We start from the raw sequence: 26124 nt of genomic DNA on the forward strand, positions 1-26124 counted from the left end.
CGGCAGAGGGAAATGGCGAATCGACAAAGGGGTATGAAATGAACATAAGTCGTCTAGTCTTAGGATTTTTTGCCATTGGCATAGCAGCGACCTTTTATATCACTGCGATGGGCTATCCGGCTAAGGCGGCGAACATGCCCCTTATCTATTCGGTTGCCGTCGCATTGTTGGGAGCGGCGATGGTGGGCCAGGAAGTATTCAGTATCCTGCGTCAGCTCTCGGCCGAGGGAGCAGCAACCTCCAATACTGCCGCACCAGAGGAGGAGAGCGTCAGCGGCCAAGCTAGGCACCGCAAGCCATGGAAGGCAATGCTGATTTTCTTATTGGCCGCCTTCTACCTCTACACCATTTCGATAACAGGATACCTGATTGCCACTGTTGGTTTCATGGTAGTGGCGTTAGCGATGATCGGGCATGTTTCATGGCGCTTCGCCGCCATAGGCATTGTGGTGTTGGTCGCGGTGGTGTGTGCGGTTTTCATCGGCTTTCTAGGCCTGCCTGTCCCGCTACTGCCGCCTCTGTTTTCCTCATAACGACAATTAGAGCACCCCTTATTCCCGGCTCGCATGGCTTAGAAAGACATTGCAGCGCGCTGGGAGGGGGTGCCTGACGCAGGCTTCTGGAGTCTAGTCATATGGATAATCTTGTTTTGGTGGGCCTGACCAACGTCATCACGTTCACCAATATCTCCCTAATACTTGGCGGCACCCTGCTGGGGCTGTTTGTAGGCGCCATGCCGGGACTCTCGGCGACCATGGCGTTGGCGCTGCTGTTACCTCTAACCTTTGGCATGAATCCGGCCTCGGGTCTCAGCATGCTGGCTTCGCTCTATGTGGGGGCCTCCTACGGTGGCTCTATCGCCGCCATTCTATTGAAGACGCCAGGCACCCCTTCGGCCGCGGCGACAGTACTTGATGGATTTCCGCTATCGCAACAAGGCCAGGCCGGAAGGGCATTAGGAGTGTCGCTCTTCGCTTCTTTTATCGGGGGGCTGCTGAGCGGCATCGCCCTACTCACTGCAGCGCCGTTGCTTGGCGTACTGGTACTCAAGTTCGGCCCTATCGAGCTGTTCGCGATTGCTGTATTGGGTATCACCATCATTGGCTCTTTATCACAAGGCTCAGTCGTCAGTGGCCTGCTTTCTGGCACCCTGGGATTACTGTTGAGCACAGTAGGTATGGATCTCATCACCGGCACGCCACGAATGACCTACGGGGTCATTAACCTGTTTTCGGGTATCGAATTCACCGTCGCACTGATCGGTCTGTTCTCGATCCCGCAAGCGCTGATATTGATCGAGAATGCCCATGGTGCTCAGAAGGTGGCAAGCAAAATCACCGATAGGTTGATTCCGCCTCTCGCTGAGATTCGCCGCTTGTTACCCAATATCTTCCGTTCCAGTGGCATCGGCATCATCACTGGCCTAATTCCCGGTACCGGCGGCGATACTGCCAGTTGGTTCGCTTACAACGAAGCCAAGCGCTTTGCCAAAGATAAGAGTCGCTTTGGCAAGGGAGACATTGCGGGTGTCGCTGCACCTGAAGCGGCCAACAATGCGGTGGTGGGTGGTGCCTTGATACCCACCATTGCTCTGGGTATTCCTGGCAGTTCCTCTACTGCCATTCTGCTAGGTGCGCTAATGGTTCAGGGCATCCTGCCCGGCCCTAACCTGCTGACTGACTATGGCGATGTCACTTACACCCTCATCTGGGCGGTGATTTTCGCCAACATAGGCCTACTGCTGGTGGGGCTACTGTTCACTCGGCTCTGTGTAAGCGTAACGCGGGTACCTGACAGCTTCGTGGCCTGCTCCATCATCACGCTGTGTGTGATTGGTGCCTTTGCTATCAACAATAGCTTGTTTGAAGTTGGGCTGATGCTGGGCTTTGGGCTGTTTGGTTACTGGATGAACAAAGCCGGTGTCTCACCAGCGCCAATGGTGATCGGGCTGATTCTGGGGCCGGTCATGGAGACCAGTTACCAACAGTCAATGCTGATCGGGCAAGGCAACCTGAGCATCTTTTTGACCAGCCCCATTGCCGTGGTGCTGTTATGCATCGCCGCTTTCTCGATCCTGCAACCGACCCCCCTCTTTCGCTGGCTGCGGGTTGCACTGCGCCAGCGTACTCAGCCTGAGTGACCTTACTCTCAATTCGAGGATTCATCATGACAACGATAACCGAAGTACGTACTCGAACGGTCAATGTACCGCTAGACAACCCCACCAGCTTTTCTAATCGACAGGTACTTAAGCGAGATTATGTACTAGTGGAAGTGGTGGGTGATGATGGCCATATAGGCATTGGGTTTTGCTATGGCGGCAATAATGCTGGCTCACTAGTGGCAAATGCGGTACGGGAACTGCTGAAGCCGGTGCTGTTGGGAGCGGACGCTCATTCGACCGAAGCACTGTGGCAAGCGATGTATCAGGAATCGCTTCTTCATGGCCGCAGCGGTTCGGTGATGCGTGCCATCAGTATTTTGGATACCGCGCTGTGGGACCGTAACGCTCGGGCAGCGAAACTCCCGCTCTATAAATTTCTGGGCGCCAGCGACACCCTCAGCGTGCCGGCTTATGCCAGCGGAGGCTACTACCTAGACGGCAAAACGCCCGCGATGCTTGGCGAAGAGATGGCAGGCTACGTGTCAAAAGGTTTCACCGCGGTAAAGATGAAAGTGGGACGAGAAGACCTAGCGGGAGAGGAAGCTCGCTTGGCGGCGGTTCGCGAGGCGGTGGGCCCAGATGTACAAGTAATGATGGATGCCAACAATGCCTGGCGGGATCTGCCGTCGGCGTTAGCCTTCATGCGCATGGCAGAACCTTATAATCCGTTCTGGATCGAGGAGCCCTTTAGTCCCGATGACATTGACAATCATCGCCGCTTAGCGGAGCGCACGCCAGTTCCGGTAGCCACCGGTGAAATCGAAGCGGGACGCTGGCGCTTCAAGGAGCTGCTGGACAAAGAAGCAGCCATGATTTTGCAGACTGATGCGGCGGTTTGTGGAGGCATCACCGAGTTTCGGCGTATCGCCGCCACGGCTGCCAGCTATGGGGTGGATATTTATCCGCACTGGTTCCACGACTTGCATATCCATCTGGTGGCATCGGCGCCAAACGTGAAGATGGTTGAGTTCTTTGCCGACGATCAGGTGCTTAACTTCAGGCGCCTTGTGGATACCCAGTTGGAGTTTGCCGACGGACAATTGCTACTGCCCACCGCACCCGGACTTGGTTTTGGCTTTGATCAGGCTGCGCTTGAGCGCTATGCCATCGAGCCCTGGCAATAACGACCTTACAACAACAAGGAGAATATCATGTCCCAAGCGAGTGGAGACGTCTGGTCACCGGTGATTACCCCCTTCGGCGCCGACTTGGCGCCGGATACGCAACGTTTTGTGGCGCACTGCCAATGGCTGGCCTCAAATGGTGTCGGCTTGGCCGTGTTCGGCACAAATTCTGAAGCCAACTCAATGACGGTGGGCGAGAAACAGGAGCTTTTAAAAGCGCTAGTGCATGGCGGTGTCGATCCCTCCAGGATTATGCCCGGCACCGGGAGCTGTACAATTGATGATTGCGTGGCGCTGACACGCGAGGCAGTGGACAGTGGCTGTGCCGGTGTGCTGATGCTACCGCCCTTCTACTATAAGGGTGTTAGCGATGAAGGCTTGTTCCGCTATTACAGTGAGGTGATCAATCGCATCGCAAATTCGCGCCTACGGATCTACCTCTACCATATCCCGCCGGTCACTCATGTCCCGCTCTCGTTTGAACTGATCGAGCGTTTACGTGACGCCTTCCCGGGCATTATTGCTGGCATCAAGGACAGCGGCGGAGACTGGGAGCACACCAAAGGGTTAACCGAGCGCTTTGCTGGGCAAGACTTTGCTGTGTATGCCGGCAGCGAGCGGTTCTTGCTGGATACCCTACGAGCAGGCGGTGCTGGCTGCATTAGCGCCACTGCCAACGTCAATCCGGCCGCCATCGTTGAGTTGGCCCGGCATTGGCAGGCGGACGATGCCGACGTTCATCAGCAGAACCTCAATGTTATACGCGACCTATTTGAAAAGTACCCACTGATCCCTGCCATGAAGGCGGCAACAGCTTACTTCTCAGGAAAAGACGCTTGGCGGCGTGTGCGCCCGCCTTTAGTAGAGCTGGAGGAGCAGCGTGTATCTGAACTCGTGTCTTCGCTTAAAGCGATAGGATTCCAGATGGAAGGCATAGGTGAGGCGAGCCATGGATGAGCAAACGAAATCGTGGCGTATTGTCGCTGTACGACGGCTCAGTGAAGCCCAGCTTGAGGCACTTTCCGAAGTTGCCGAGGTCGACTATTTCGAGGACGTGGACGAATCAAACCGTGCTGATTTCATGGCAGCGCTTTCCAGAGCTCATGGCCTAATCGGCGGTAAGCTAGAACTCAATGAGGCAATGCTAGCCGAGGCGCCTGCGCTTCAAGTGGTATCCACCATTTCAGTGGGCTATGACCACCTGCCCCTTAAGGCACTGAATCAACGCCGCATTCTACTCTGCAATACGCCAGATGTGCTTACCGAAACCACTGCCGACACAGCATTTATGCTAATCATGGCGACCCAGCGGCGGCTAGTCGAACTGTCCAACCTTGTCCGCGATGGCGGCTGGCGAACACATATCGGTCCCGAATACTTCGGTATTGATGTACACGGCAAAACCCTAGGCATCGTGGGTGCTGGTCGCATTGGTGCGGCGATTGCACGACGGGGAGCGTTGGGTTTTGGTATGCCCATTCTCTATACCGCCGCCTCATCCAAGCCTGCGCTTGAGCAGCAGTTAGGGGCGAAAAGGCGTGAGCTGAATGACCTGTTAGCTGAAGCAGATATCGTCTGCCTCAGCGTGCCCTATAACAGCGATACACATCACTTAATTGACGCAGATGCTCTAGCACGGATGAAAACGACGGCTGCCCTAATCAATATAGCGAGAGGTAAAGTGGTCGACGAGCCAGCACTGATCGAGGCACTCCACTCCGGCGGAATCCGTGCAGCTGGGCTTGACGTGTTCGTAGAGGAACCGCTTCCACCCGATTCGCCACTGGCGGCCATGGACAATGTAGTGACGACTCCACACATTGGCTCGGCGACCCATGAAACACGTGAGGCCATGGCACAGTTGGCAGTCGATAATCTGCTGGGCACGCTGATCGGCAGCGGCCCGCTTACCGCGGTTAATGAGCATGTCTGGCGACGGGCTGATGCTATTGAGGAAACATAATGCCTCGCCGCCTACAACACATCTTGTGTCTTGATGATTTCGAGCGGGCCACTCAGCGGCATTTAGTCCCGGCCGGTTTGTCGCGGTGGGGAGCGTCCATGAACTGCCCGAGAACGCCCACCATTGTGACGATGACAGCACACCGCGCTGAAGGTCATCGGTGAAGCGGTCAGCGAGGAGCTGCATGTGGTGCCCGCCCGGATCGAGGTGATCCGTCATGTGCGGCGTCAAGATCGCCCCAGCGCCCGCCAAGCATGAGGTTGCTGTGACATCTCCAAATACGATGATGGCGTGACATCACAGAAACTCCGGACAAGTGTCACCTATATGCCACTTATAAAACGCTAACAAACAAAAACGGCCACTGTAGCAATTAGCTAAGTGACCGTTTTATATGTTCTTGGTCGGAGCGACAGGATTCGAACCTGCGACCTTTGCAACCCCATTGCAACGCGCTACCAAGCTGCGCCACGCTCCGCTGTCTTTATTGGCCGCTACATCTTTGCCTCAAGACGGTGCGTATACTAGCGGTTTCTTGCATAAATGAAAAGCCCTTATAGCGCTTTCTTTTCAAGTATTTGTCACACACCGCTATAAATCTCATCACCCTTTATGGCTTACGTTGATCGGCTTCAAGCAGCAGATAAGCCATTGCGTCATATACACCGGGGGCCGTTACGATTAAATGATCCGGGTAGATATCTTCCGGCACCGCTGAAGGTACTGGGTATAGATGCCCTACTCGCGCGCCGGCTTCCCGTGCAATAACCCAGCCTGCAACGAAATCCCAGGGCGAGACACTCTCGTAATATGCATCCAGACGACCACAGGCTACATCGCATAAATCGAGCGCTGCTGCGCCATTACGACGTACGTCTTGGCACTCAAACAGCACAGCTTCCAAGCGCTTCAAAAGTTGCTTACGCTCCTCTTTACGGTAGGGAAATCCTGTCCCTACCAGGGTGTGCGCCAGTGATTCCGCACTGCTTGGCTGTATGGTTTGACCGTTGCAAAAAGCCCCAGAGCCTTCTGCAGCACTAAAGGTCTCACCTAAAAACGGTGCATGAACAACGCCCACCTTGGCAACGCCCTCTTCCATCCAGCCAATGGAAACCGCTACGTGGCGAAGCCCTTGAGCAAAATTAACCGTGCCATCAATAGGATCCACCACCCACAGCTTAGGTGCTGTTTCATGCAAAGCGCTTTCTGGAGCAAGCTCTTCACTCAGCCGCGCTTCCCCCGGAAAGTGCTCCTCCAGGCGTTGACTAATGAGCTCATCCACGGCCACATCCACGTCGGTGACCAACTCATTATCCTTTTTTAAGCGCTGGGCAAAGCCTTGCTGCTCCCGCGCCTTGATAATCATCTGCCCAGCTTCTTCGGCAATAGCGATAGTAATTTCAAGACGTGCGGCTAGTGTGTGGTCGCTCATTGAATCTCCCTTTAGGACGCGATGATACTGTGAGCTTCTACCATAAGCCGCCGGGATGTAATTTTCGAGTCATACCGACTTGCGCTTGCAATGGTTAACGCAATACGTCTACCAATACATCCACCACGATGCGCGTGGCAGCTTCAATTAGCACCACATCGGCACCAACACGCTCCCACTCATAGCCTGGGTAGCGCGGCAATTGAGATGCTAACTGGCCGTCAAAACGCTTGGCGATACCTGGGGGCAAAGGTTTGCCACGCTCAAGGTTGCGCTGAATACCTGGCGGCAACGATTCGGCTCGCGGTGCGTCATGCCGGCGCAGCAGCTGGCGCAGCTCACGTTCGTTAATGCGTGGTAAATCAACTCGCTCATCGCGGAAGTGACCAGGTCGGTTAGATGCATGTTGCTGGTGCTGGCCCTTATCGCGGGCACCGTGGGCCGGGGCATGGTCAGGCTGAGCAAAGGCTGCGCTATTAACTAGCAATGCGCCAAGTGCGCTTATGGCAATCAGTTTGATGGGCTTCACTGTAAGCTCCTCGCTTAAGGTCAGAGTTTATAGTGTAAAGAACAAATGAGTAGGAAGTATGGAAGTAATAAAGGGCACGTGGGCCCTTTGGAATTAATAAGTAAAGAGCTAGGGACGACAAGCTGAGGGAAGAAAGGTATCGTCGATAGTAGTGCTGCTACAACGCCAACCAGTAATTTGCCCACCGCTAGTGCTAGCAGTTGCTACAGCATCATTCGTTGTTTCATTGCTGATAAGTGGTTGAATCACCATTGAAGAGCCGCTATGAACGCCATTATCAAATGCGACGGTGAACCCACCGCTCGCTTGTCCATTGAGTGTCACACCACTGATGTACTGACCACCTATTTGATTTGCGGTATTGGAGATGTAAGAAGGGGTGCTGTTTATTGTTTTATAGCCTACAAAGTTTCCATTCTCAGAAAAGTATAAACCGATGTCAGTTCTCAAACCTGCTGTAGCAGTAAAAGCCTCTGCAGCTTGCGCGCGACCCACGTAATTTTGATACTGCGGCACAGCAATAGATGCCAATACACCAATAATCGCAACGACGATCATCAGCTCAATCAGCGTGAAACCGCCTTGGATGGTGTTACGAGAAATTGGCTGTGCAGCATTCTGCATGAAGGCATCTCCTGTGAGGTGAAGGAAAAGCCTTTTTAAGGATCGTGAACCCTTAAAAAGAATTAGAAATCGTTGAAATTAAACTAACTTAAATGGTCTACTTTTACAACGAACCTTATTAATATGATCAGCTTAGCCGACTACCGCTTTAACTACATGAAAGGATTAGTAATTTCATCCCTGTAAACGCTAGTTTATGGTACAAGTAACACGCTTATATCGATGTAAAACAGGTTTTTTGATGAGCCAGCCTTCCTTAGAGTCGACTTTAAGCCACGCCTCCGCACATGGCGACCTGCGCGGCATTGCCCAGCGCTTGGTCAAGCACGGCTTGCTGACCAACGCCCAGGCCGCAACAGCGGAAACAACCGCGTCGGACTTGGAAATATCGTTACTTCAGCATGTGATCGAAAGCGGCCTGGTCGACCCTAACAAAGCCACACTGGCGGCTGGCTGGGAGTATGGGCTTCCAGTCATTAACCTGGAGGCGGTGCGGCTTACCTCACTGCCCCCCGCTGCAGACTATCCTGTCAAAGTACTGCAGAGCCTTAACGTTTTGCCATTAGCGCGCCACGGTCATCGCCTCACGGTGGCGGTGCCCTACCCCGCTACATTGACGCGACTGGATGAATTGCAGTTTGCAACAGGCCTGAGCATTGAAGGTATCCTCGCGCCCGTTGATCAAATCACTGTCGTTCTCAATAGCTACCTTGCTCACAACGAGCGCGGCATGCTGGATGAGTTGGACGATGTGGTCAGCTCGCTGAGCATTATGCAGAACAACGGCGGTAACGATGTACCGCTGGAAGAGGCTTCCCAAAATAGCGAAGATGCACCCATCGTTAAATTTGTGAACAAAATTCTGCTAGATGCTATCCGCCGAGGCGCCTCCGATATCCATTTCGAACCTTACGAAGCGCTTTACCGAGTACGCTTTCGGGTTGATGGAATGCTCATAGAAGTGGCACGGCCACCATTCGCCATGCGCAATCGTATCGCGGCCCGGCTAAAAATCATGGCCCGCCTTGATATTTCCGAGCGCCGCCTGCCTCAGGATGGCTCGATAAAACTCAAGCTTTCGCGCACCCGCTCCCTCGATTTCCGGGTTAATTCGCTACCTACTGTCTATGGTGAAAAGTTGGTGCTGCGAATATTAGACCCTACCGCAATGCAGCTGGGTATTGAGCAACTTGGATTTACCGACGAACAACGGCGCCATTATGAATACGCCTTAAAACAACCCCAAGGCATGATTCTAGTAACCGGCCCTACCGGTAGTGGTAAAACCGTTTCGCTGTATACCGGCATTAATATTCTTAATAAAGTGGAACGCAATATTTGCACCGCCGAAGACCCGGTTGAAATCAAAGTCGCGGGTATCAATCAGGTGAACGTATTGCCTAAGATCGGCCTCGATTTTGCCAGTGCGTTAAGGGCGTTTCTGCGCCAAGACCCTGATGTGGTCATGGTGGGCGAGATTCGTGACCTGGAAACCGCCGAAATTGCCGTTAAAGCTGCACAGACAGGCCACTTGGTACTCTCCACGGTGCATACCAACTCGGCAGCTGAGACACTGACTCGACTGGCTAATATGGGAGTCTCTTCGTTTAATATCGCCAGCGCCGTTAGCTTGATTGTTGCCCAACGGCTGGCTCGTAAACTATGCACACACTGCAAAGAGCCCATTGACATTCCCCACGAGGCGCTGCGCAAAGAAGGCTTTAGTAGCGAAGAAATCCATCAGGCAACGATCTACAAACCGTTAGGTTGCAAGCACTGTACTCACGGTTATAAAGGTCGAATTGGCATTTATGAGGTAGTGCCGATCACCGAAGCGATGCGTCAACTAATTATGCGTGATGCCAACGCCTTAGATATTGATCAACAAGTGCGCAAGGAGGGCTATCCAAGCCTTCACCGCAGTGGGTTACTGAAAGTCATGCAGGGTATTACCAGCCTGGAAGAGGTTAACCGAGTGAGCAAGGAGTAAGGCATGGCTAAAACGGCACGTCGACGCCAAACGCCCGCCATCAAGCTAGCGCGCTGGAAATGGATCGGTAAAGGCCCCCAGGATAGAGCGCTAAGCGGTGAGATGATTGGCCGCAGTAAAGCCGAAGTAGCCGCTAAACTCACCAAGCAAAATATCGTTATCCGCCGGATTAGTAAAAAAGGCAACCTAGGTGGCAACGGCCGAGTTAACCCCAACGACGTTATGGTCTTTGCGCGCCAGATGGCCACAATGGTTCGCGCCGGTATCCCCTTGCTACAGGCGCTTCAAGTGGTGGCAGAGAGCCTCAAAAAACCTGCTATGGTTGCCCTAATGCAACAGATGATAAGCGATGTATCATCGGGCTCCAGCTTCTCTGATGCATTGAACCGCCACCCCAAACACTTTGATCGCCTGTTTGTTAACCTAGTCAGCGCCGGCGAGCAGTCAGGTGCGCTGGATCAAATGCTTGATCGTCTTGCGACCTATAAGGAGAAGGTTGAGTCGCTGAAAGCGCGAGTAAAAAAAGCGCTTTGGTACCCCACCACCGTTATGACGATTGGCATTGCTGTGACCATGTTGCTGTTGATTAAAGTGGTGCCTGAATTTGAAAGCATGTTCCAGAGCTTTGGTGCAGAGCTTCCCGCACTGACCCAGTTGACCGTGAATTTATCCGGGCTTGCCCAGCGTTATTGGCTAGCGGCGCTCGGCGCGGTGATTGCTGCCGTCCTACTACTCAGAATAAGCATTCAGCGCTCGCCTAATGTCGCTTACCGCATGCACGCTTTGCTGCTTCGGTTACCGGTCATTGGCGATATCATGCATAAATCCGCCATCGCCCGCTTTTCGCGTACCTTAGCGACTACCTTTGCCTCCGGTGTACCGCTCGTAGAAGGCTTAGATACCGCCGCCGGTGCCACCGGCAATAAAGTGTACGAACGCGCGGTGGCACAAACGCGCCAGGACGTAGCCACCGGACAACAGCTACACTTCGCCATGCGGATGACCAACCGCTTTCCCCCCTTGGCAATCCAAATGGTCAGTATCGGTGAAGAAGCGGGGTCGCTGGATGTCATGCTTAATCGTGTTGCCGATTACTACGAAGAAGAAGTCGACAATAAGGTCGATGCTCTTACCTCGCTCATGGAGCCGGTTATTATTGTAGTACTGGGCGTGCTCGTTGGCGGTGTGGTTGTCTCTATGTACTTACCCATTTTCGACTTGGGCGCAGCCCTCTAAGCACCAAATGCTTAGGCTCTGTCAGAAAACTGGCTGCGCTCGACCATACGGCGTTAAAAATCGGCTCAAAGTACTCATTTACACCATGTAAACTCCGTCTTTTCGCCGATTTTTGCCTTGTCTGGCCTTCGCTCGCCGACTTTTCAGACAGAGCCTAAAAAAACGCTAATTTCTAGAAACCTAAGGAGCTCCATGCATCACCCTCCGTTTATCCTGTGGTTAATCGTTTTATTGATTGGGCTATGCCTGGGCAGTTTTCTAAATGTGGTGATTACGCGCCTGCCGGTGATGCTGATGCGTGGCTGGCGTAACGAAGCCCGCGAAGCACTTGAGCTTAGCGCGGAACACTCACCACGCTTTAATTTGGCCACACCAGGCTCTATGTGTCCACGCTGTGAAGCCCCCATTGCATGGCACGACAACCTGCCACTGATTGGCTGGATAAAGCGCCGCGGCCGCTGCGCTGAGTGCCAAACGCCGATTAGCGTTCAATATCCTCTGGTAGAAGTAGCCGGTGGCTTACTGGCCATGGCGGTGCTAGCGCTCCACGGGCTTACGGCAGAATCAGTCTTCGTTTACGGGGCCTGTCTGATGCTGTTAGTGCTCGCCGTGATCGACTTTCGCACCCAGCTTCTCCCTGACATCATCACCCTCCCCTTGCTTTGGGCAGGGTTACTGTTTCAGCTCCTCTTCCAGCCACTGATGCTGCCAAGTGCCGTTATCGGCGCAATGGTAGGCTATCTTTCACTGTGGAGCTTTTATTGGCTATTCAAACTGGCCACCGGCAAAGAGGGTATGGGCTATGGCGACTTTAAGCTGCTGGCAGCACTAGGCGCCTGGTTGGGTTGGAGTTTTTTACCGCTAATATTGATACTTTCCGCAGGGCTTGGGGCCATTGTTGGGCTAGTTGCCCAGGCCTACTCACCTAACCTACGCGGCACACCGCTTCCCTTCGGCCCTTTTCTCGCCCTCGCCGGCTGGGTGGCGTTGTTAGTCGGTGATGAAATAATGGCAATGTATCTCAACCTGCTTATGTAAAATTGAGCCATGTGAACTTTGGCCATGTGAAACGTGGCCCTATAAACTTTAGCTATATGAGGCAGCAGATGATTATCGGATTAACGGGTGGCATCGGGTCAGGTAAATCGACCGTCGCTCGCGCTTTTGAAGCACTCGGCGCTGCCTGGGTCGATGCCGATGATGTCGCCAGGGAAATAGTCTTACCTGAAGAACCGGCGCTGCTAGCTATTAAAAACCGCTTCGGTGATCAGGTCATGCACCAGGATGGCACGCTTAATCGCGCCGCCCTGCGCGAGATTATTTTTAACGATCCAAAACAACGCCAGTGGCTAGAATCCATCACACATCCCAAAATAAGGGAGCGGCTATTGCAGCATTTAAAGCGGCTCAAAGTCCAGGGAGCGCCTTACGCGCTGCTTGTATCACCGTTACTGTTTGAGTCGGGTCAAAACACACTAGTAAACCGCGCGGTGGTTGTCGATGTGCCCCAAGCGCTACAATTATCGAGAACCCAACAGCGTGATGGGGTGAGTGAAAGCCAGGTGCGTGCTATTCTCGCCGCCCAACTTTCCCGCGAACAACGGCTAGCAAAAGCAGATGACGTGATCGATAACAGCGGTGACCACGCCAGCATGATGGAACAAGTGGCACGGCTTGATGAACGCTACCGTCGACAGCTTAACTACTGAGATATCGCACTTGTTAACGCAATTGGAGTTTTTTTATGGCTCGCCCTGCAAACGATTCCCCGCTAGAAGTTAATTGTCCGCAGTGCGCTAAGCGCGTGCCCTGGTTACCGGAAAGCACTTACCGCCCTTTCTGCAGTAAGCGTTGCCAACTATTGGATTTAGGTGCCTGGGCCGATGAGTCACACCGCATATCGGGCGAATCCGCCATGGATGAAGCCGATATAGAAACCTTACTGGCGCAAGCCGACAAGGATGCACCACTGACCTAGTTTTTACGAAAACTGACTTAACGAGCACTGACACTGACTATGGCCGAGATAAACGCTAACCCATCATCGCCTTCGGCCTATCATCTGCTGCTTCAACTGGAGCAGCAGTTTGATCATCTACTTGCAACCATTGAAGCCGCTGTTTCACTATACGAACAGCAACTACCAGCAACATGGCTCTTTCATCAAACGACGCCGTCTAGCGATTGGTTGCGTAAAGCCCTGTTCGATATGTGGCATGAGCAGGATCAAGATGGCCGTGAGACGCGCAACTATATTGCCGTAGTAGCCGCTAATGACGAGCTACTAATGACAATAGACGCTGTAAATCAAGCCAAGGTCAGTTTTAGTGACCAATTACAACATATCAAACAGGCATTTCCCCAAACACTTAGCGATGCAAAAAGTCGCCTACCGCAACGCCACCCTCACGTTGATGAAGTGTTACGCCGCAATGGACTTGCCCGTTTACATCTTAAACAGAGCTGGCGGCAGCTACCTATCGCACAAGCGCCTGTCTCACGCATTCGCTTTGCTTGGTACAGTAGTGGTCGCTCTATTAAACGCCTGTCAGTTCAAGAAGCTGAACATAAGCTATTGCAGCTTGATACTGATGCACCGCATATTCGTATTCAGCTACGCAAGCTAGCCGGTATTCCAAGCGGCGAAGTGCTTGCCCAGGTGCAAACTCAGGCCCCGCTGATGCGGGCAAACCTGTTTTTTACCGAACCACTCGACGATGGGCATACACGACGGGCACTGAATGCCGCTATGCCTATTTTTGTGCCTGACAATAACCAGCGGCTGCCCCACATTAACCTGCCTACGCCAGAACCTCCCACTGCCCGCACACGGGCAAGACGACGCGATGAGAAACTAGAGCAGGATGTATTTCTACCGAGCTTGAGGATTTATCGCTACCGTTAGCATAAAGGCACCTGCAAAGACTTCTACGGTGTTTTGGATGTGCTAGCTGCAGGCACTACATCCTGCTGCCATACCCCATAGCCAAGCAGCGCTTCGATCAGCTCGGCCAGGTCGTAATGATCCACACCATACTCGCTCAACAAAGCTTCAAAGCGCTGTTTAAAAATACGCTCCCGCTCTTGTTGCTGTTCCTCCTGCTGGCTTTCTAAATCTTCTTGCTCCAATGCCGCAAGCGAGCGTACCGGCGGGCCTGTCGGTATATCGAAACCGCTCTCTGGGTCATCTAATTGGCGTAAAGCCTGCGCAAAAGCATCGTCTAACTCACGAAACTTACGCAGCTTCTCGCGCTCATCTATCGGCTTTTGAACCTTTTGATATTTCATCGATGTTTCATTTACACCTTGCTTGAAATGGTCGATATGACTGCCAATGTCGCTTTTTTTGGCAAAAACTGTGCACAAACGCGTAAAGCTAACGAGCAAACTTGCCTTTGCCACCCAATTACCAGCATAAAGGCATCATTATTAGGTATATGAGGGTAACCCACACATTTATCAAACACGTCACAGTCAGCGACAACGCATTAATTGATGCCTCGCATCAACATTACCCACAAGTAGCCTGAATAGAGATTCCACTCTCATCAGTAAGCTGAACTTTTTCCTTTCAGCCAGGTTACCAACACTAACGCACTGGGAGAGTGCATTACAGGCAAGATAAGCACGACCTGTATGATTCACGTATTAGAGGCCAGATAATGTTCAACGCGATGACACGAGCTGAGATCTGGCTGCAGGACACACTTGATAAGCCACTCGGTATTGAAGACCTTGCGAATCACATAGGGTATTCATCTTCCCAAGTTCGGCGCCAATTTCGCCAAAGCTTTGACATCTCACCTAGCGCCTACCGTGAAATAAGGCGATTGGAGCGCGCAGCGGTGTTGCTAGGGCTTACTCCTCTCAATATAGCGCAAATTGCGATACGTTGCGGGTACCATAACCACTCGTCGTTTTCCCGGGCATTTCAACGTCGCTATCAGCTGAGTCCGCGCCATTTTCGACAAACCCTGAAAACCACGCTCATTCAGCCAAAACCGCATCCTGTTTTTAACACGCGCATCGAAAAAAGCAATGACCGCCAAATGATCCTAATGCGCCTCTACAAAGCTCCCACGCATATTAAGGGGCTAGGGGATGCCAGCTATCAGAATAAGCAGCTAGCGTGCTTACAGGCGCGCCTTAGACTATCAACGACCGTCATTGCACTGCCCGACATACTCGCAGATAAGGTTAATGCACTTAATAGTGAATTTTTTCATTCATTCCGTACCGACTTTGGTCTTTACCTATCGGATACGGACAATGCACAAGACATTGCGTTACCAGTGCACTACCGGCGGGTCGACATTCCCACCCACCACTACGCGAGCACGTGCTTTGACGACTTAGCTGATCTAAATAGCGCGTTGATGCATACCATCATGTATCTACTTCACAAGAAAAATGTCTGTCACGTTAGCGGCCACCCTCCGCAGGTATTATGGAAAGCGAACCATTTAGAACTTCGTATTCCCTTAATAGCCTAGCAGTGATGGCCACGTCTTAGCGATATAGCTGAACACAGGGCAATAAAAAACCGGCATTCCTGTACAGAAATGCCGGTTGTTAACTAACTTAGTCTTCCATGCGCTCCAGCCAAGACTCGACGGTTTCATCGCCATACTGATCTTTCCAGCTACGCAGGCCCTTATGGTTGCCGCCACGAGTCTCAATGACTTCCCCCGTTTTGGGGTTTTTGTAAATTTTAAGACGACGCTTACGACGTGCATTGCCACTGGCTGTGGTTTTAGCCGTACGCTGGTCAGCAGCCGGATCCAATAAGGCAATGACATCGCCTGGGCGCTTGCCAAACTCAGTCATTAGCGCTTCAAGTTTGGCCTTAAATTCCAACTCACTTTTTAGACGCTGGTCGCCTTCTAAGCGCTGCAAATCTTCCTGAAGCTGCTTTAGCTGCTGCTCTTTTTGGATATATTCGTTAAGTAATGACATCGAGGTTCCTTTAATAGCTTATCCAACTGAATGGGGCTCAGCTGAATGGGATCTAACTGAGGTGCAGATTGACAACCTTGACACCCACTAGTTCAGAATGCAGGGACATTATTCCTGTAAAAAGAGTAACTGACAACAGTCTAGTTGATTTTCACTCAATTACTAATCGTTTTTTTAAAACTCAATTGCTGCTTAAAGAGTTTAACCCTAATAGAACATGGCGACTATACACACCTACCGTAGAGCTATTACAAGCACTCAACCACTACAAACAAAAGCGCCGCCCATAAGGGCGGCGCTTTTACAAACCAATAACTAATCGATAATTAGTCTTGGCCCATCTGCTGCTTGATCAAATCACCGATGGTGGTCGGGCCACCTGCAGTTTCCGGCTCTTGCTCACGCATCTTCTTCAGGTTCTGACGCGTATCGTCTTGGTCTTTCGCTTTTACCGACAGATTGATCTGACGACTCTTACGATCAACACTTACGATACGGGCTTCTACGCTGTCGCCTTCATTCAGCACATTGCGCGCGTCTTCTACGCGGTCAGCACTGATTTCAGAGGCTTTCAGCACAGCAATAACGTCAGTCGCCAATTCAACTTGAGCTTCTTTAGCATCAACTTCAATGACGCGACCCGTTACGATGCTGCCCTTGTCGTTGACTGACAGGTACTCAGCAACGGGATCAGAATCCATCTGCTTGATACCCAGCGAGATGCGCTCACGCTCTGGATCAATAGACAGGATAACGGCTTCAGCTTCATCGCCTTTCTTAAAGCTGCGTACGGCTTCTTCGCCAGTATCAGTCCAAGAAATATCAGACAAGTGAACCAGACCGTCAATACCGCCTTCTAGGCCGATAAAGATACCGAAGTCAGTAATTGACTTGATGGTACCGGAAACACGGTCACCCTTGTTGTAGTCAGTGTTGAAGGTTTCCCACGGGTTAGCAGTGCACTGCTTGATACCCAGAGAAATACGACGACGCTCTTCGTCGATATCCAACACCATAACGTCAACATCATCGCCCACTTGAACGACTTTAGACGGATGGATGTTTTTGTTAGTCCAGTCCATTTCAGAAACGTGAACCAGACCTTCAACACCCTCTTCCAGCTCGGCAAAGCAGCCGTAGTCAGTCAGGTTAGTGACGACCGCGTGTACTTTCATGCCTTCCGGATAACGCTCTTTAATGTTGACCCACGGATCTTCGCCCAACTGCTTCAGACCCAGTGAAACGCGATTACGCTCACGGTCAAACTTCAGAACTTTGACGTTGATCTCATCGCCAACGGCAACGATTTCGGACGGATGCTTAATACGCTTCCACGCCATGTCTGTAATGTGCAGCAGGCCGTCAACACCACCCAGGTCTACGAAAGCGCCGTAGTCTGTCAGGTTCTTAACGATACCCTTGATCTGCTGACCTTCTTGCAGAGTTGCCAGCAGCGCTTCGCGCTCGGCACTGTTCTCTGCTTCCAGAACCGCACGACGTGATACCACAACGTTGTTGCGCTTCGGATCGAGCTTGATGACTTTAAAGTCCAGCTCTTTGTTTTCCAGGTGCGCAGTGTCGCGAACTGGACGAACGTCAACCAACGAGCCCGGCAAGAAGGCACGGATAGAGTCAACTTCAACAGTGAAGCCGCCTTTAACCTTACCGTTAATAACGCCCTTAATGATTTCGTCTTTCTCGAAGGCTGCTTCAAGAATCTTCCAAGCTTCTGCACGCTTGGCTTTTTCACGAGACAGACGCGTTTCACCGAAACCATCTTCTACGGCTTCAAGTGCAACGTGCACGTCGTCACCGATAGCGATGTTCAGATTACCGTGCTCATCGCGGAATTGTGACGCAGGGATCTGACCTTCAGATTTCAGACCAGCGTTGACAGTAACCCAGTCACCGTCAATGTCGACAACCTGAGCCGCGACAATAGCGCCTGGCTCCATGTTGATGTCGTTAAGAGACTGTTCAAACAGCTCAGCAAAGCTTTCGCTCATGGTGTTCCTACGTAATTACGTTGTTGAGGCATAAATGCCTTCTCCGCACCACCAGCAAGTGCGGGCCTAATGTCACTCAGCCTTTGGGGGTGTTAACGCTGGTTAGACCTGACCGGGCTCACCGATGTGAGTTTAGTGCCCTGCCACGTCGTGACACCTATCCAAAAGCGCCGCAAGGGAGAATCAGACGCCGCTTACCAGCCCTTTTTGGGCGAGCAGTTCGGTCAGTCGATCAACCACTTCCGGTATGCTCAGGCGCGTGGTATCAAGCGTAATGGCATCATCTGCCGGCTTGAGAGGAGCCACACTGCGCTGCGTGTCGCGTGCATCGCGTGCCTGAATCTCCTTTAAAAGACTCGAAAGACTAGCATCCACCCCGGCTTCCTGCAACTGCAGATAGCGTCGACGCGCCCGTTCATCGGCGCTGGCGGTTAAAAAAATCTTCAGCGCCGCGTCAGGAAACACCACGGTACCCATGTCACGACCATCCGCCACCAAGCCCGGCGCTTGGCAAAAATCGCGCTGGCGCTGTAGCAGGGCTTGGCGCACCGCGGGCAGTGCCGCCACTTGAGAAGCTCGCTCGCCGGCCTGTTCGGTGCGAATGACCTGGCCAACATCTTCACCCTCAAGCAGTGTACGTGGCTGTCCCTCTTCAACAGGAAACGCCACATCTAACTGCTCTGCCAAGCGTGCCAGGCCCAACTCGTCGTCAACGGCTACGTTGTGCTTAACTGCTGCTTGAGCCGTCAGTCGATAAAGTGCGCCACTATCGAGAAGATGCCAGCCTAGGCGCTCTGCCACCAAGCCACTGATCGTACCTTTACCTGCGCCGCCAGGCCCATCAATGGTGACAACGGGAGCAGCAGCAACACGATCATTCATGCGCGCCCTCCACGCTAACGCCCATGCCAATACGCGTGGCTAATTCGACAAAGTCAGGGAATGAGGTCGCCACATTGGCGCAGTCTTCAATCACAATTTCTGCACTTGCACGTAGTGATGAAATCGCAAACGCCATGGCAATACGGTGATCGCCCAGACTATCAACACGCCCACCGCCGTAGCTCGCTTTTTGCGCATCGCCATTGCCGACAATATCGATGCCGTCGTCTACAACGGTGTGCTGCACACCTAACACAGCCAAGCCATCGGCCATGGCCTGAATGCGATCAGACTCTTTGACCCGTAGCTCTTCAGCACCTCTAAGACGGGTCACACCCTCGGCATTAGCGGCGGCAATAAACAGCGCGGGGAATTCATCAATGGCTAACGGCACTTGCTCTTCGGGAATATCAATGCCTTTCAGCGGCGCATAGCGAATACGAATATCGGCCACCGGCTCCCCCCCCACTTCGCGCTCATTCTCTAACGCCAAATTCGCCCCCATCAGGGTAAGAATATTGATTACGCCAATCCGGGTGGGATTAATGCCGACGTGTTCAAGGGTGATATCTGAGCCTGGGGTAATGGCAGCTGCCACTAAGAAGAAGGTTGCAGATGAAATATCCGAAGGCACATCAATGGGGCCTGCGGTGAGCTTACCGCCCCCTTTGAGCCAGCAGGTATCGCCTTCACGGGAAACCGCATAGCCAAAACCATTGAGCATACGCTCGGTGTGATCGCGGGTCGGTGCAGGTTCGCGTACCCGAGTTTCGCCTTCGGCGTACAGCCCCGCCAGCAACAGGCAAGATTTTACCTGGGCACTGGCCATGGGCATATCGTAATCGATGCCTTTAAGCTTGGCGCCACCATGAATCTTCAACGGCGGACGCCCGCCCTCAGCGGTATCAATGGTTGCGCCCATCAAGCGCAGCGGGTCAGCCACGCGCCCCATAGGCCGTTTGGTTAGTGACTCATCGCCGGTCAGCTCGCTATCAAACGCTTGGCCTGCCAGCAGTCCTGAAAAAAGCCGCATGGCGGTGCCCGAGTTACCTACATAGAGCGGGCCTGCGGGGGCTTTTAAGCCATGCATACCCACACCGTGAATCGTCACGCGGCCCTGGTGCGGCCCTTCGATCGCCACACCCATTTCCCGAAACGCCTGCAGGGTCGCCAGGCTATCCTCACCTTCCAGAAAGCCTTTTACTTCAGTGACACCCTCAGCCAACGCGCCCAACATAATAGAGCGGTGCGACATGGATTTATCGCCAGGTACGCGCAAACGCCCCTGGGCTTGACCGCCCGGCTGCACACGGTAGGTGACCTTACCTTGTGGTTGCATATGATATTCCGCCTGATAACTGGTTTTGTTCAATAAAGAGTCGAAATAGTGCCGGGCGTGGCTAGCCCGATCAAAGGTGGCAATCAGCGCATCGCTGTCACCGGCTTCTACCGCATGACGCAATCGAGAAAGCCCCGCTTCAAAATCATCCAGCGATGCTAAAACCGCCTGCTTGTTGGCAATAAAAATATCTCGCCACATCACCGGGTCGCTTCCCGCGATACGGGTAAAGTCGCGAAAGCCGCCCGCTGCGTAACGAAAAATATCTAGCCGCTCATCCTGACGGGCCAGCGTATCCACCAGCGAAAATGCCAGCAAGTGCGGCAAATGGCTGGTACGCGCCAACACTTGGTCATGGCGCTCTACGTCCATTTCCAGCACATCGGCACCACAGGCTTCCCATAAGCAGCGCACGCGCTGCAAAGCCTCACGGTCGACGTTCAGTTCAGGTGTCAAAATAACCTTGTGGTCTACATACAAACGCGGATTCGCCGCTGCCACACCGCTTTTTTCTGAACCGGCAATAGGGTGCCCCAGCACCATATTAGTGGGTACCTGGCCAAATACACGCTGAGCGCAGGCGCGGATAGTCGCCTTGGTACTACCAACATCGGTAATCACAACGTCAGCCGACGCGTTAGGTAGCGCTTCGGCCAAGCTTGCCATCACGCTCTCCATGGCGAGCACCGGCACTGCCAGCACTACCATGGTGGCGTCATTGACTTGCTCATCAAGGTGGGTACTGCCTGAGTCGATCAGCCCCATCTCAATACCGCGTGCAATCTCAGCTTCGTCAGGGTCACAGACAACAATTTGACCCTGAAACCCTACCGCGCGCAGCGCTGCCGCTAGCGAACCACCAATCAATCCCAGACCAACAATCAATAGACGCGACTCATGACAGCCTGATGTTTTTACACCGTCTTCGACCATTAACGTCACAGCACGCCTATGGGGTAAGAGCCCAGCACGCGTAGTTCTGCCGCTCGTAGCTGCACCTCTTCAAGCACTGCCGCGACCTCAGGCTCATCACGATGGCCTTTAAAGTCGATAAAAAAGACGTAGTTCCACACACCGGTACGCGAAGGACGCGTTTCAAGGCGCGTTAAATCAATTTGGTGGCGATGAAAAGGCTCCAGCAGCGCATGCAGCGTCCCCGGCTGGTTGCGCATGGCAACCACAATAGAGGTTTTATCCTCTCCTGCCATGGGCACATCCTGGTTGCCAATAATCAAAAACCGCGTGGAGTTATCCGGGCTGTCTTCAATTTTTTCGGCAATGTGCTCAAGCCCATAAAGCTTGGCCGCCATATCACCTGCAATCGCCGCACTATGCCACTCGGTTTTGACTAACTTGGCCGCTTCCGCATTAGAGGAAACCGGCACGCGCTCCGCATGGGGATAGTGAGCATCCAGCCATTTACGGCACTGGGCAAACGACTGCGGGTGCGAGTAAATACGCGAGACCTTATCGCGGCGCGTCGTTTCACTGACCAGCAAATGGTGGTGAATACGCAGTACTACTTCGCCACAAATTTTAATCGAGGAATCCATAAAGGTGTCCAGGGTGTGATTAACCACCCCTTCGGTGGAGTTTTCCACCGGCACGACGCCGTAGTGTGCGGCCCCCGCCTCTACTTCACGAAATACCTCGTCGATGGCTGCCATGGGCAGGCTAACAGCGCTTTCACCAAAGTGCTTGAGCGCCGCCTGTTGCGTAAAGGTACCTTCAGGGCCTAAGTAAGCAACTTTTACCGGCTGCTCAAGTGCCAAACACGCCGACATGATTTCGCGAAACAGCCGCGCCATCTCTTCTGAATCGAGTGGCCCCTTATTCAACGCCATAATGCGCCGAAGCACCTGCGCCTCTCGCTCAGGGCGATAAAACACCGCATCTTTATCTTCAGCTAGCTTGACATGGGCCACCTGCTGGGCACAGCTGGCGCGTTCACTGATCAGGTTCAGAATATCGCTATCGAGCTGATCGATACGCTGGCGCAACTCATCCAGATTGATCGACGTGTCGGACATGGTGATTTAGCCCCTTGTTTTTTCAAAATCGGCCATAAATGCAATTAGGGCATCTACCGCAGACTCAGGCACCGCGTTGTAAAGGCTGGCACGCATACCGCCCACGCTGCGATGACCTTTCAAATTAAGCAGTCCCGCCGCATCGGCCTGCTGTAAAAACGCTTTATCCAGTGCCGAATCGGCCAGTACAAAGGGCACGTTCATGCGCGAACGGTTGGCTTTAGCAATTGGATTGCTATAAAGCTCGCTGGCATCAATCGCTGCGTAAAGTTTATCTGCCTTACGCTGATTGATAGCGTCCATCGCCGCCAATCCGCCAATATCGTCCTTCAGCCACTGAAACACCAGCCCGGCTAAATACCAAGCGTAAGTGGGGGGCGTATTGACCATCGAACCAGCGTCCGCCAGCATTTGATAATCAAATAGCGAAGGTATATTGGCCCTAGCTTTACCTAGCAGGTCGTCACGCACCACCACCAGCGTTAACCCGGCGGGGCCAATATTTTTCTGTGCCCCAGCGTAGATAACGCCAAATTCGCTAACGTCGATGGGCCCAGACAGAATGTTCGACGACATATCGCAGACCAGCGGCACGTGAGCACCATCGGCACGCTGAATATGCGGCGTATAATCAAATTCCAAGCCACCAATTGTCTCGTTAGAGGTGTAGTGCAAATAGGCAGCATCTGCGCTCACCCGCAGTTCGTCTTGTGCGGGTACCGCCGTATGACCGTTGGACTCACTGCTGGCAACCACATGGCAATCAAAACCAAGGTGCTTGGCCTCATTGAGCGCCTTCTTGCCCCAGATGCCGGTCTGAATAAAATTGCCTCTACCGCCTTGACCCAACAGGTTCATCGGCAGCATGGCAAACTGCAAGCTGGCCCCGCCCTGTAGAAACAGCACGCGGTAGTTATCCGGCACGCCCAACAGATGACGAAAGTCGGCTTCGGCACGCTCGGCAATGGCAATAAATTCATCGCTGCGGTGGCTCATTTCCATTACTGAAAGGCCGCGCCCCTGGTAGTCCAGCAACTCTTCCCGGGCGCGCTCCAGCACGGCCACTGGCAGGGCCGCTGGCCCTGCGCAGAAATTATAGTGACGTGTCATCAGTCCCCGTTTCCTGTGCATCATCGGATGTTTTATTCGCCTGTGCGTCTTCAAGGCTGCTTTCTTCAGGGTCACCCGCTCCTTCAAGAGCGCTTAGCTCGTCGCTCTCTTCCGGTTCATCAACGCGCACCGTCTTGACCAGCTTCTCCTCTTTGCCAAGACGAATCAGCATCACGCCCTGGGTATTCCGTGATGTGGTCGAGACCTCTTCCACACGGGTACGCACTAGCGTGCCGCGGTCGGTGATCAGCATCATTTCATCGCTGTCATAGACCTGCATCGCCGCCACGAGCGAACCGTTACGCTCGCTGATTTGCATGGCGATGACACCCTGGCCACCACGACCACGCAGCGGGAATTCTTCCAGGCGCGTGCGCTTGCCGTAACCATTCTCACTGGCGGTCATAATGTAGATCTGACCAACGGCGGTCTCGGCTACAGTGCTCTCTTGGGCACCGTCTTGCGTTTCCCCTTCGGCATCCGCCTCGGCGTCGATCTGCTGGCTTTTAGGAATAATCAGGCTAATGACTTCCGCGTCGCCGGCTAGGCGCATACCACGCACCCCGCGGGCAGTACGCCCCATGGCGCGGGCTTTGCCCTCTTCAAAGCGAATCGCCTTGCCGTTAGACGACAGCAGCATGGCATGGTCATTACCCGTGGTAATCGCCGCACCAACTAAGCGGTCACCCTCTTCCAGGTCAATGGCAATCAGGCCAACGCTGCGTGGGCGCGAGAACTGCTCAAGGCTAGTCCGCTTAACGGTGCCTTTGGCTGTAGCAAAGAAGATGTAGTTATCAGGGTTGTAGTCGCGCACCGGCAAGATGGCGTTGACCGCTTCACCTTCTTCAAGCGGCAGCATATTCACCAGCGGTTTACCCCGCGATCCACGGCTGGCGTTGGGCATTTCGTACACCTTCAGCCAGTACACTTTGCCGCGATTTGAGAACAGCAGCACGGTGTCATGAGTAGAGGCCACCAGCAGATGTTCAATCACGTCTTCGTCTTTCATGGCCGTTGCGGACTTACCGCGGCCACCACGGCGCTGAGCCTGATAATCCGACAGCGGCTGCGTCTTGGCATAGCCTGAACGCGACACGGTTACCACCATGTCCTCTTCGGCGATTAAGTCCTCCATCGACAAATCGAGGTGACTAGCCTGAATTTCAGTACGACGGTCATCGCCAAACTGATCACGCACCGCCCGCAGCTCTTCGCGAATCACTTCCATCAAGCGGTCAGCAGAGGCCAGGATCTCGGTTAGCTCGGCAATTTTCTCAAGAATGCTGAGGTATTCATCAAGCAGCTTCTCAGTCTCAAGTCCCGTCAAGCGATGCAGGCGTAGCTCAAGAATCGCCTGCGCCTGGGCAGGAGAAAGCCGATAAGAGGTGGCCGCGGTATTTAAACCAAAACCCTCTTCCAGCTCTTCTGGCTTGCAAGAAGTAGCCCCGGCCCGCTCTAACATGGCGGTCACCTGACCGGGCTGCCAAGTCTTGGCGAGCAGCTTTTCACGCGCTTCAGCCGCGTTGGGTGAGGCTTTGATCAGCTCAATCACTTCATCGATATTCGAGATAGCGACGGCCAAGCCTTCCAACAGATGCCCACGCTCACGGGCTTTTTTCAGCTCATACAGTGTGCGCCGGGTAACCACTTCGCGCCGGTGACGAATAAAGGCTTCCAGCATCTCTTTAAGATTGAGCGTGCGTGGCTGGCCATTTTCCAGCGCCACCATGTTAATCCCGAACACGTTTTGCAGCTGCGTTTGAGCAAACAGGTTATTGACCACTACTTCGCCGGACTCACCACGCTTGATTTCAATCACCACGCGCAGACCATCTTTATCCGACTCATCGCGCAGTTCGGCGATGCCTTCAATCTTCTTCTCTTTCACCAGCTCGGCGATCTTCTCGATCAACCGCGCCTTATTCACCTGATAAGGCAGTTCGGTGATGATGATGTGATCGCGACCGGTTTTGTCGTGGTGCTCAATGGTGTGGCAAGCGCGCACATAAATACGTCCACGGCCTGTACGATACGCCGACAAAATGCCCGCGCGGCCATTGATAATGGCACCGGTGGGGAAGTCAGGCCCGGGGATATACTCCATCAAGTCATCTACCGACAGCGTGTAGTCGTCGATGAGGGCCAAACAGCCGTCAATCACTTCACGCATATTGTGCGGTGGAATATTGGTCGCCATACCTACCGCGATACCCGACGAGCCGTTAATGAGCAGGTTGGGTACCTTGGTGGGTAATACGGCGGGGATACGCTCGGTACCGTCGTAGTTATCCACCCAATCGACGGTATCTTTCTCAAGGTCAGCAAGCAGTTCGTGGGCAAGGCGCGACATACGCACCTCGGTATAACGCATGGCGGCCGCGTTATCCCCATCAATAGAACCGAAGTTGCCCTGACCGTCGACCAGGACATGGCGCATCGAGAAGTGCTGCGCCATACGTACGATAGTGTCGTATACCGCGCTATCACCGTGCGGATGGTATTTACCGATGACATCGCCGACGACACGCGCCGACTTCTTGTACGGTTTATTCCAATCATTACCCAGTTCATGCATGGCAAACAGCACACGCCGGTGAACCGGTTTAAGGCCATCCCGCACATCTGGAAGCGCGCGGCCGATAATGACGCTCATCGCATAGTCGAGATACGACTGTTTAAGCTCGTCTTCAATATTGACGGGCAAGATTTCTCTGGCGATGTCACCCATGAAAGTCAGAT

The 26124-nt window shown here is 53.2% G+C and carries 24 protein-coding genes and 1 tRNA gene; 13 read left to right on the forward strand and 12 right to left on the reverse strand.

Features of this window, described 5'->3' with window-relative positions; translation table 11 throughout:
* Positions 1 to 38 precede the first annotated feature (38 nt).
* From AC4EYZ_RS00175 to AC4EYZ_RS00200, 6 genes are all read left to right on the forward strand, one after another.
* The gene (locus AC4EYZ_RS00175) at positions 39 to 533 is read left to right on the forward strand and encodes a tripartite tricarboxylate transporter TctB family protein (protein WP_022523583.1); all 495 of its coding nucleotides are present in this window, start codon (positions 39 to 41) and stop codon (positions 531 to 533) included.
* A gap of 101 nt (positions 534 to 634) precedes the next feature.
* Positions 635 to 2140 (forward strand): tripartite tricarboxylate transporter permease, encoded by a 1506-nt coding sequence (locus AC4EYZ_RS00180; RefSeq protein ID WP_022523584.1) that lies wholly within the window; start codon positions 635 to 637, stop codon positions 2138 to 2140.
* Positions 2141 to 2166: 26 nt separating this feature from the next.
* Positions 2167 to 3288 carry a mandelate racemase/muconate lactonizing enzyme family protein gene (locus AC4EYZ_RS00185; RefSeq protein ID WP_022523585.1) on the forward strand — a complete coding sequence of 374 codons (1122 nt, stop codon included), beginning with the start codon at positions 2167 to 2169 and terminating at the stop codon, positions 3286 to 3288.
* Positions 3289 to 3315: 27 nt separating this feature from the next.
* Positions 3316 to 4245, forward strand: a complete 930-nt coding sequence (locus tag AC4EYZ_RS00190) for a dihydrodipicolinate synthase family protein (RefSeq protein WP_022523586.1) — start codon at positions 3316 to 3318, stop codon at positions 4243 to 4245.
* Complete coding sequence (locus tag AC4EYZ_RS00195; RefSeq protein ID WP_022523587.1) at positions 4238 to 5251, forward strand: 2-hydroxyacid dehydrogenase; 1014 nt, start codon at positions 4238 to 4240, stop codon at positions 5249 to 5251. The genes AC4EYZ_RS00190 and AC4EYZ_RS00195 overlap by 8 nt, the downstream gene beginning before the upstream one ends.
* A 180-nt stretch (positions 5252 to 5431) precedes the next feature.
* Complete coding sequence (locus tag AC4EYZ_RS00200) at positions 5432 to 5509, forward strand: hypothetical protein (protein ID WP_231500690.1); 78 nt, start codon at positions 5432 to 5434, stop codon at positions 5507 to 5509.
* A 143-nt stretch (positions 5510 to 5652) separates the two neighbouring features.
* Here the strand turns inward: AC4EYZ_RS00200 and AC4EYZ_RS00205 are convergent.
* The 4 genes from AC4EYZ_RS00205 to AC4EYZ_RS00220 all read right to left on the reverse strand — a co-directional run bounded on the left by AC4EYZ_RS00205 (position 5653) and on the right by AC4EYZ_RS00220 (position 7836).
* A tRNA-Pro gene (locus AC4EYZ_RS00205) sits at positions 5653 to 5729 on the reverse strand.
* A gap of 132 nt (positions 5730 to 5861) precedes the next feature.
* Entirely contained in the window at positions 5862 to 6683 is an 822-nt protein-coding gene (locus AC4EYZ_RS00210) for an inositol monophosphatase family protein (protein ID WP_022523588.1), read from the reverse strand.
* 94 nt (positions 6684 to 6777) lie between these two features.
* Positions 6778 to 7212, reverse strand: coding sequence for an anti-virulence regulator CigR family protein (locus AC4EYZ_RS00215; protein WP_022523589.1), 435 nt, complete (start codon positions 7210 to 7212; stop codon positions 6778 to 6780).
* Positions 7213 to 7320: 108 nt separating this feature from the next.
* Positions 7321 to 7836, reverse strand: a complete 516-nt coding sequence (locus tag AC4EYZ_RS00220) for a pilin (RefSeq protein ID WP_022523590.1) — start codon at positions 7834 to 7836, stop codon at positions 7321 to 7323.
* A gap of 241 nt (positions 7837 to 8077) precedes the next feature.
* Here AC4EYZ_RS00220 and pilB point away from each other — a divergent pair, with 241 nt between their 5' ends.
* The 6 genes from pilB to AC4EYZ_RS00250 all read left to right on the forward strand — a co-directional run bounded on the left by pilB (position 8078) and on the right by AC4EYZ_RS00250 (position 13967).
* Complete coding sequence (pilB, locus tag AC4EYZ_RS00225; protein WP_089690942.1) at positions 8078 to 9826, forward strand: type IV-A pilus assembly ATPase PilB; 1749 nt, start codon at positions 8078 to 8080, stop codon at positions 9824 to 9826.
* Between the two features lie 3 nt (positions 9827 to 9829).
* Positions 9830 to 11062: a type II secretion system F family protein gene (locus AC4EYZ_RS00230; protein WP_022523592.1), complete on the forward strand. Its 1233-nt coding sequence runs from the start codon at positions 9830 to 9832 to the stop codon at positions 11060 to 11062.
* 192 nt (positions 11063 to 11254) lie between these two features.
* Positions 11255 to 12100 carry a prepilin peptidase gene (locus AC4EYZ_RS00235; protein ID WP_022523593.1) on the forward strand — a complete coding sequence of 282 codons (846 nt, stop codon included), beginning with the start codon at positions 11255 to 11257 and terminating at the stop codon, positions 12098 to 12100.
* A 68-nt stretch (positions 12101 to 12168) separates the two neighbouring features.
* Positions 12169 to 12771: a dephospho-CoA kinase gene (coaE, locus tag AC4EYZ_RS00240; protein ID WP_022523594.1), complete on the forward strand. Its 603-nt coding sequence runs from the start codon at positions 12169 to 12171 to the stop codon at positions 12769 to 12771.
* 35 nt (positions 12772 to 12806) lie between these two features.
* A complete protein-coding gene (gene yacG / locus AC4EYZ_RS00245) occupies positions 12807 to 13040 on the forward strand; it encodes a DNA gyrase inhibitor YacG (RefSeq protein ID WP_022523595.1) in 234 nt (77 codons plus the stop codon).
* Between the two features lie 39 nt (positions 13041 to 13079).
* A complete protein-coding gene (locus AC4EYZ_RS00250; RefSeq protein WP_022523596.1) occupies positions 13080 to 13967 on the forward strand; it encodes a hypothetical protein in 888 nt (295 codons plus the stop codon).
* 23 nt (positions 13968 to 13990) lie between these two features.
* Here AC4EYZ_RS00250 and AC4EYZ_RS00255 read toward each other — a convergent pair whose 3' ends face one another.
* The gene (locus tag AC4EYZ_RS00255; protein WP_035537408.1) at positions 13991 to 14350 is read right to left on the reverse strand and encodes a hypothetical protein; all 360 of its coding nucleotides are present in this window, start codon (positions 14348 to 14350) and stop codon (positions 13991 to 13993) included.
* A 386-nt stretch (positions 14351 to 14736) separates the two neighbouring features.
* Here AC4EYZ_RS00255 and AC4EYZ_RS00260 point away from each other — a divergent pair, with 386 nt between their 5' ends.
* Positions 14737 to 15555 carry a helix-turn-helix transcriptional regulator gene (locus AC4EYZ_RS00260; protein ID WP_258955958.1) on the forward strand — a complete coding sequence of 273 codons (819 nt, stop codon included), beginning with the start codon at positions 14737 to 14739 and terminating at the stop codon, positions 15553 to 15555.
* A gap of 88 nt (positions 15556 to 15643) precedes the next feature.
* On the opposite strand, the gene AC4EYZ_RS00265 is transcribed toward AC4EYZ_RS00260, so the two are convergent.
* From AC4EYZ_RS00265 to gyrA, 7 genes are all read right to left on the reverse strand, one after another.
* Positions 15644 to 16018: a histone-like nucleoid-structuring protein, MvaT/MvaU family gene (locus tag AC4EYZ_RS00265; RefSeq protein WP_022523599.1), complete on the reverse strand. Its 375-nt coding sequence runs from the start codon at positions 16016 to 16018 to the stop codon at positions 15644 to 15646.
* Between the two features lie 326 nt (positions 16019 to 16344).
* Positions 16345 to 18024 carry a 30S ribosomal protein S1 gene (rpsA, locus tag AC4EYZ_RS00270; RefSeq protein ID WP_008957327.1) on the reverse strand — a complete coding sequence of 560 codons (1680 nt, stop codon included), beginning with the start codon at positions 18022 to 18024 and terminating at the stop codon, positions 16345 to 16347.
* 183 nt (positions 18025 to 18207) lie between these two features.
* Entirely contained in the window at positions 18208 to 18906 is a 699-nt protein-coding gene (cmk, locus tag AC4EYZ_RS00275; RefSeq protein WP_022523601.1) for a (d)CMP kinase, read from the reverse strand.
* On the reverse strand, positions 18899 to 21178 hold the full coding sequence (locus AC4EYZ_RS00280) for a bifunctional prephenate dehydrogenase/3-phosphoshikimate 1-carboxyvinyltransferase (RefSeq protein WP_022523602.1): 2280 nt from the start codon (positions 21176 to 21178) through the stop codon (positions 18899 to 18901). Before AC4EYZ_RS00280 ends, cmk begins: the two co-directional genes overlap by 8 nt.
* Before the next feature lie 5 nt (positions 21179 to 21183).
* Complete coding sequence (pheA, locus tag AC4EYZ_RS00285) at positions 21184 to 22275, reverse strand: prephenate dehydratase (RefSeq protein ID WP_022523603.1); 1092 nt, start codon at positions 22273 to 22275, stop codon at positions 21184 to 21186.
* Between the two features lie 6 nt (positions 22276 to 22281).
* On the reverse strand, positions 22282 to 23385 hold the full coding sequence (serC, locus tag AC4EYZ_RS00290; protein ID WP_022523604.1) for a 3-phosphoserine/phosphohydroxythreonine transaminase: 1104 nt from the start codon (positions 23383 to 23385) through the stop codon (positions 22282 to 22284).
* Complete coding sequence (gene gyrA, locus AC4EYZ_RS00295) at positions 23369 to 26113, reverse strand: DNA gyrase subunit A (RefSeq protein ID WP_089690940.1); 2745 nt, start codon at positions 26111 to 26113, stop codon at positions 23369 to 23371. Before gyrA ends, serC begins: the two co-directional genes overlap by 17 nt.
* Positions 26114 to 26124: the final 11 nt, after the last annotated feature.

The sequence above is a fragment of the Vreelandella sp. 162(4c) genome, assembly GCF_058152265.1.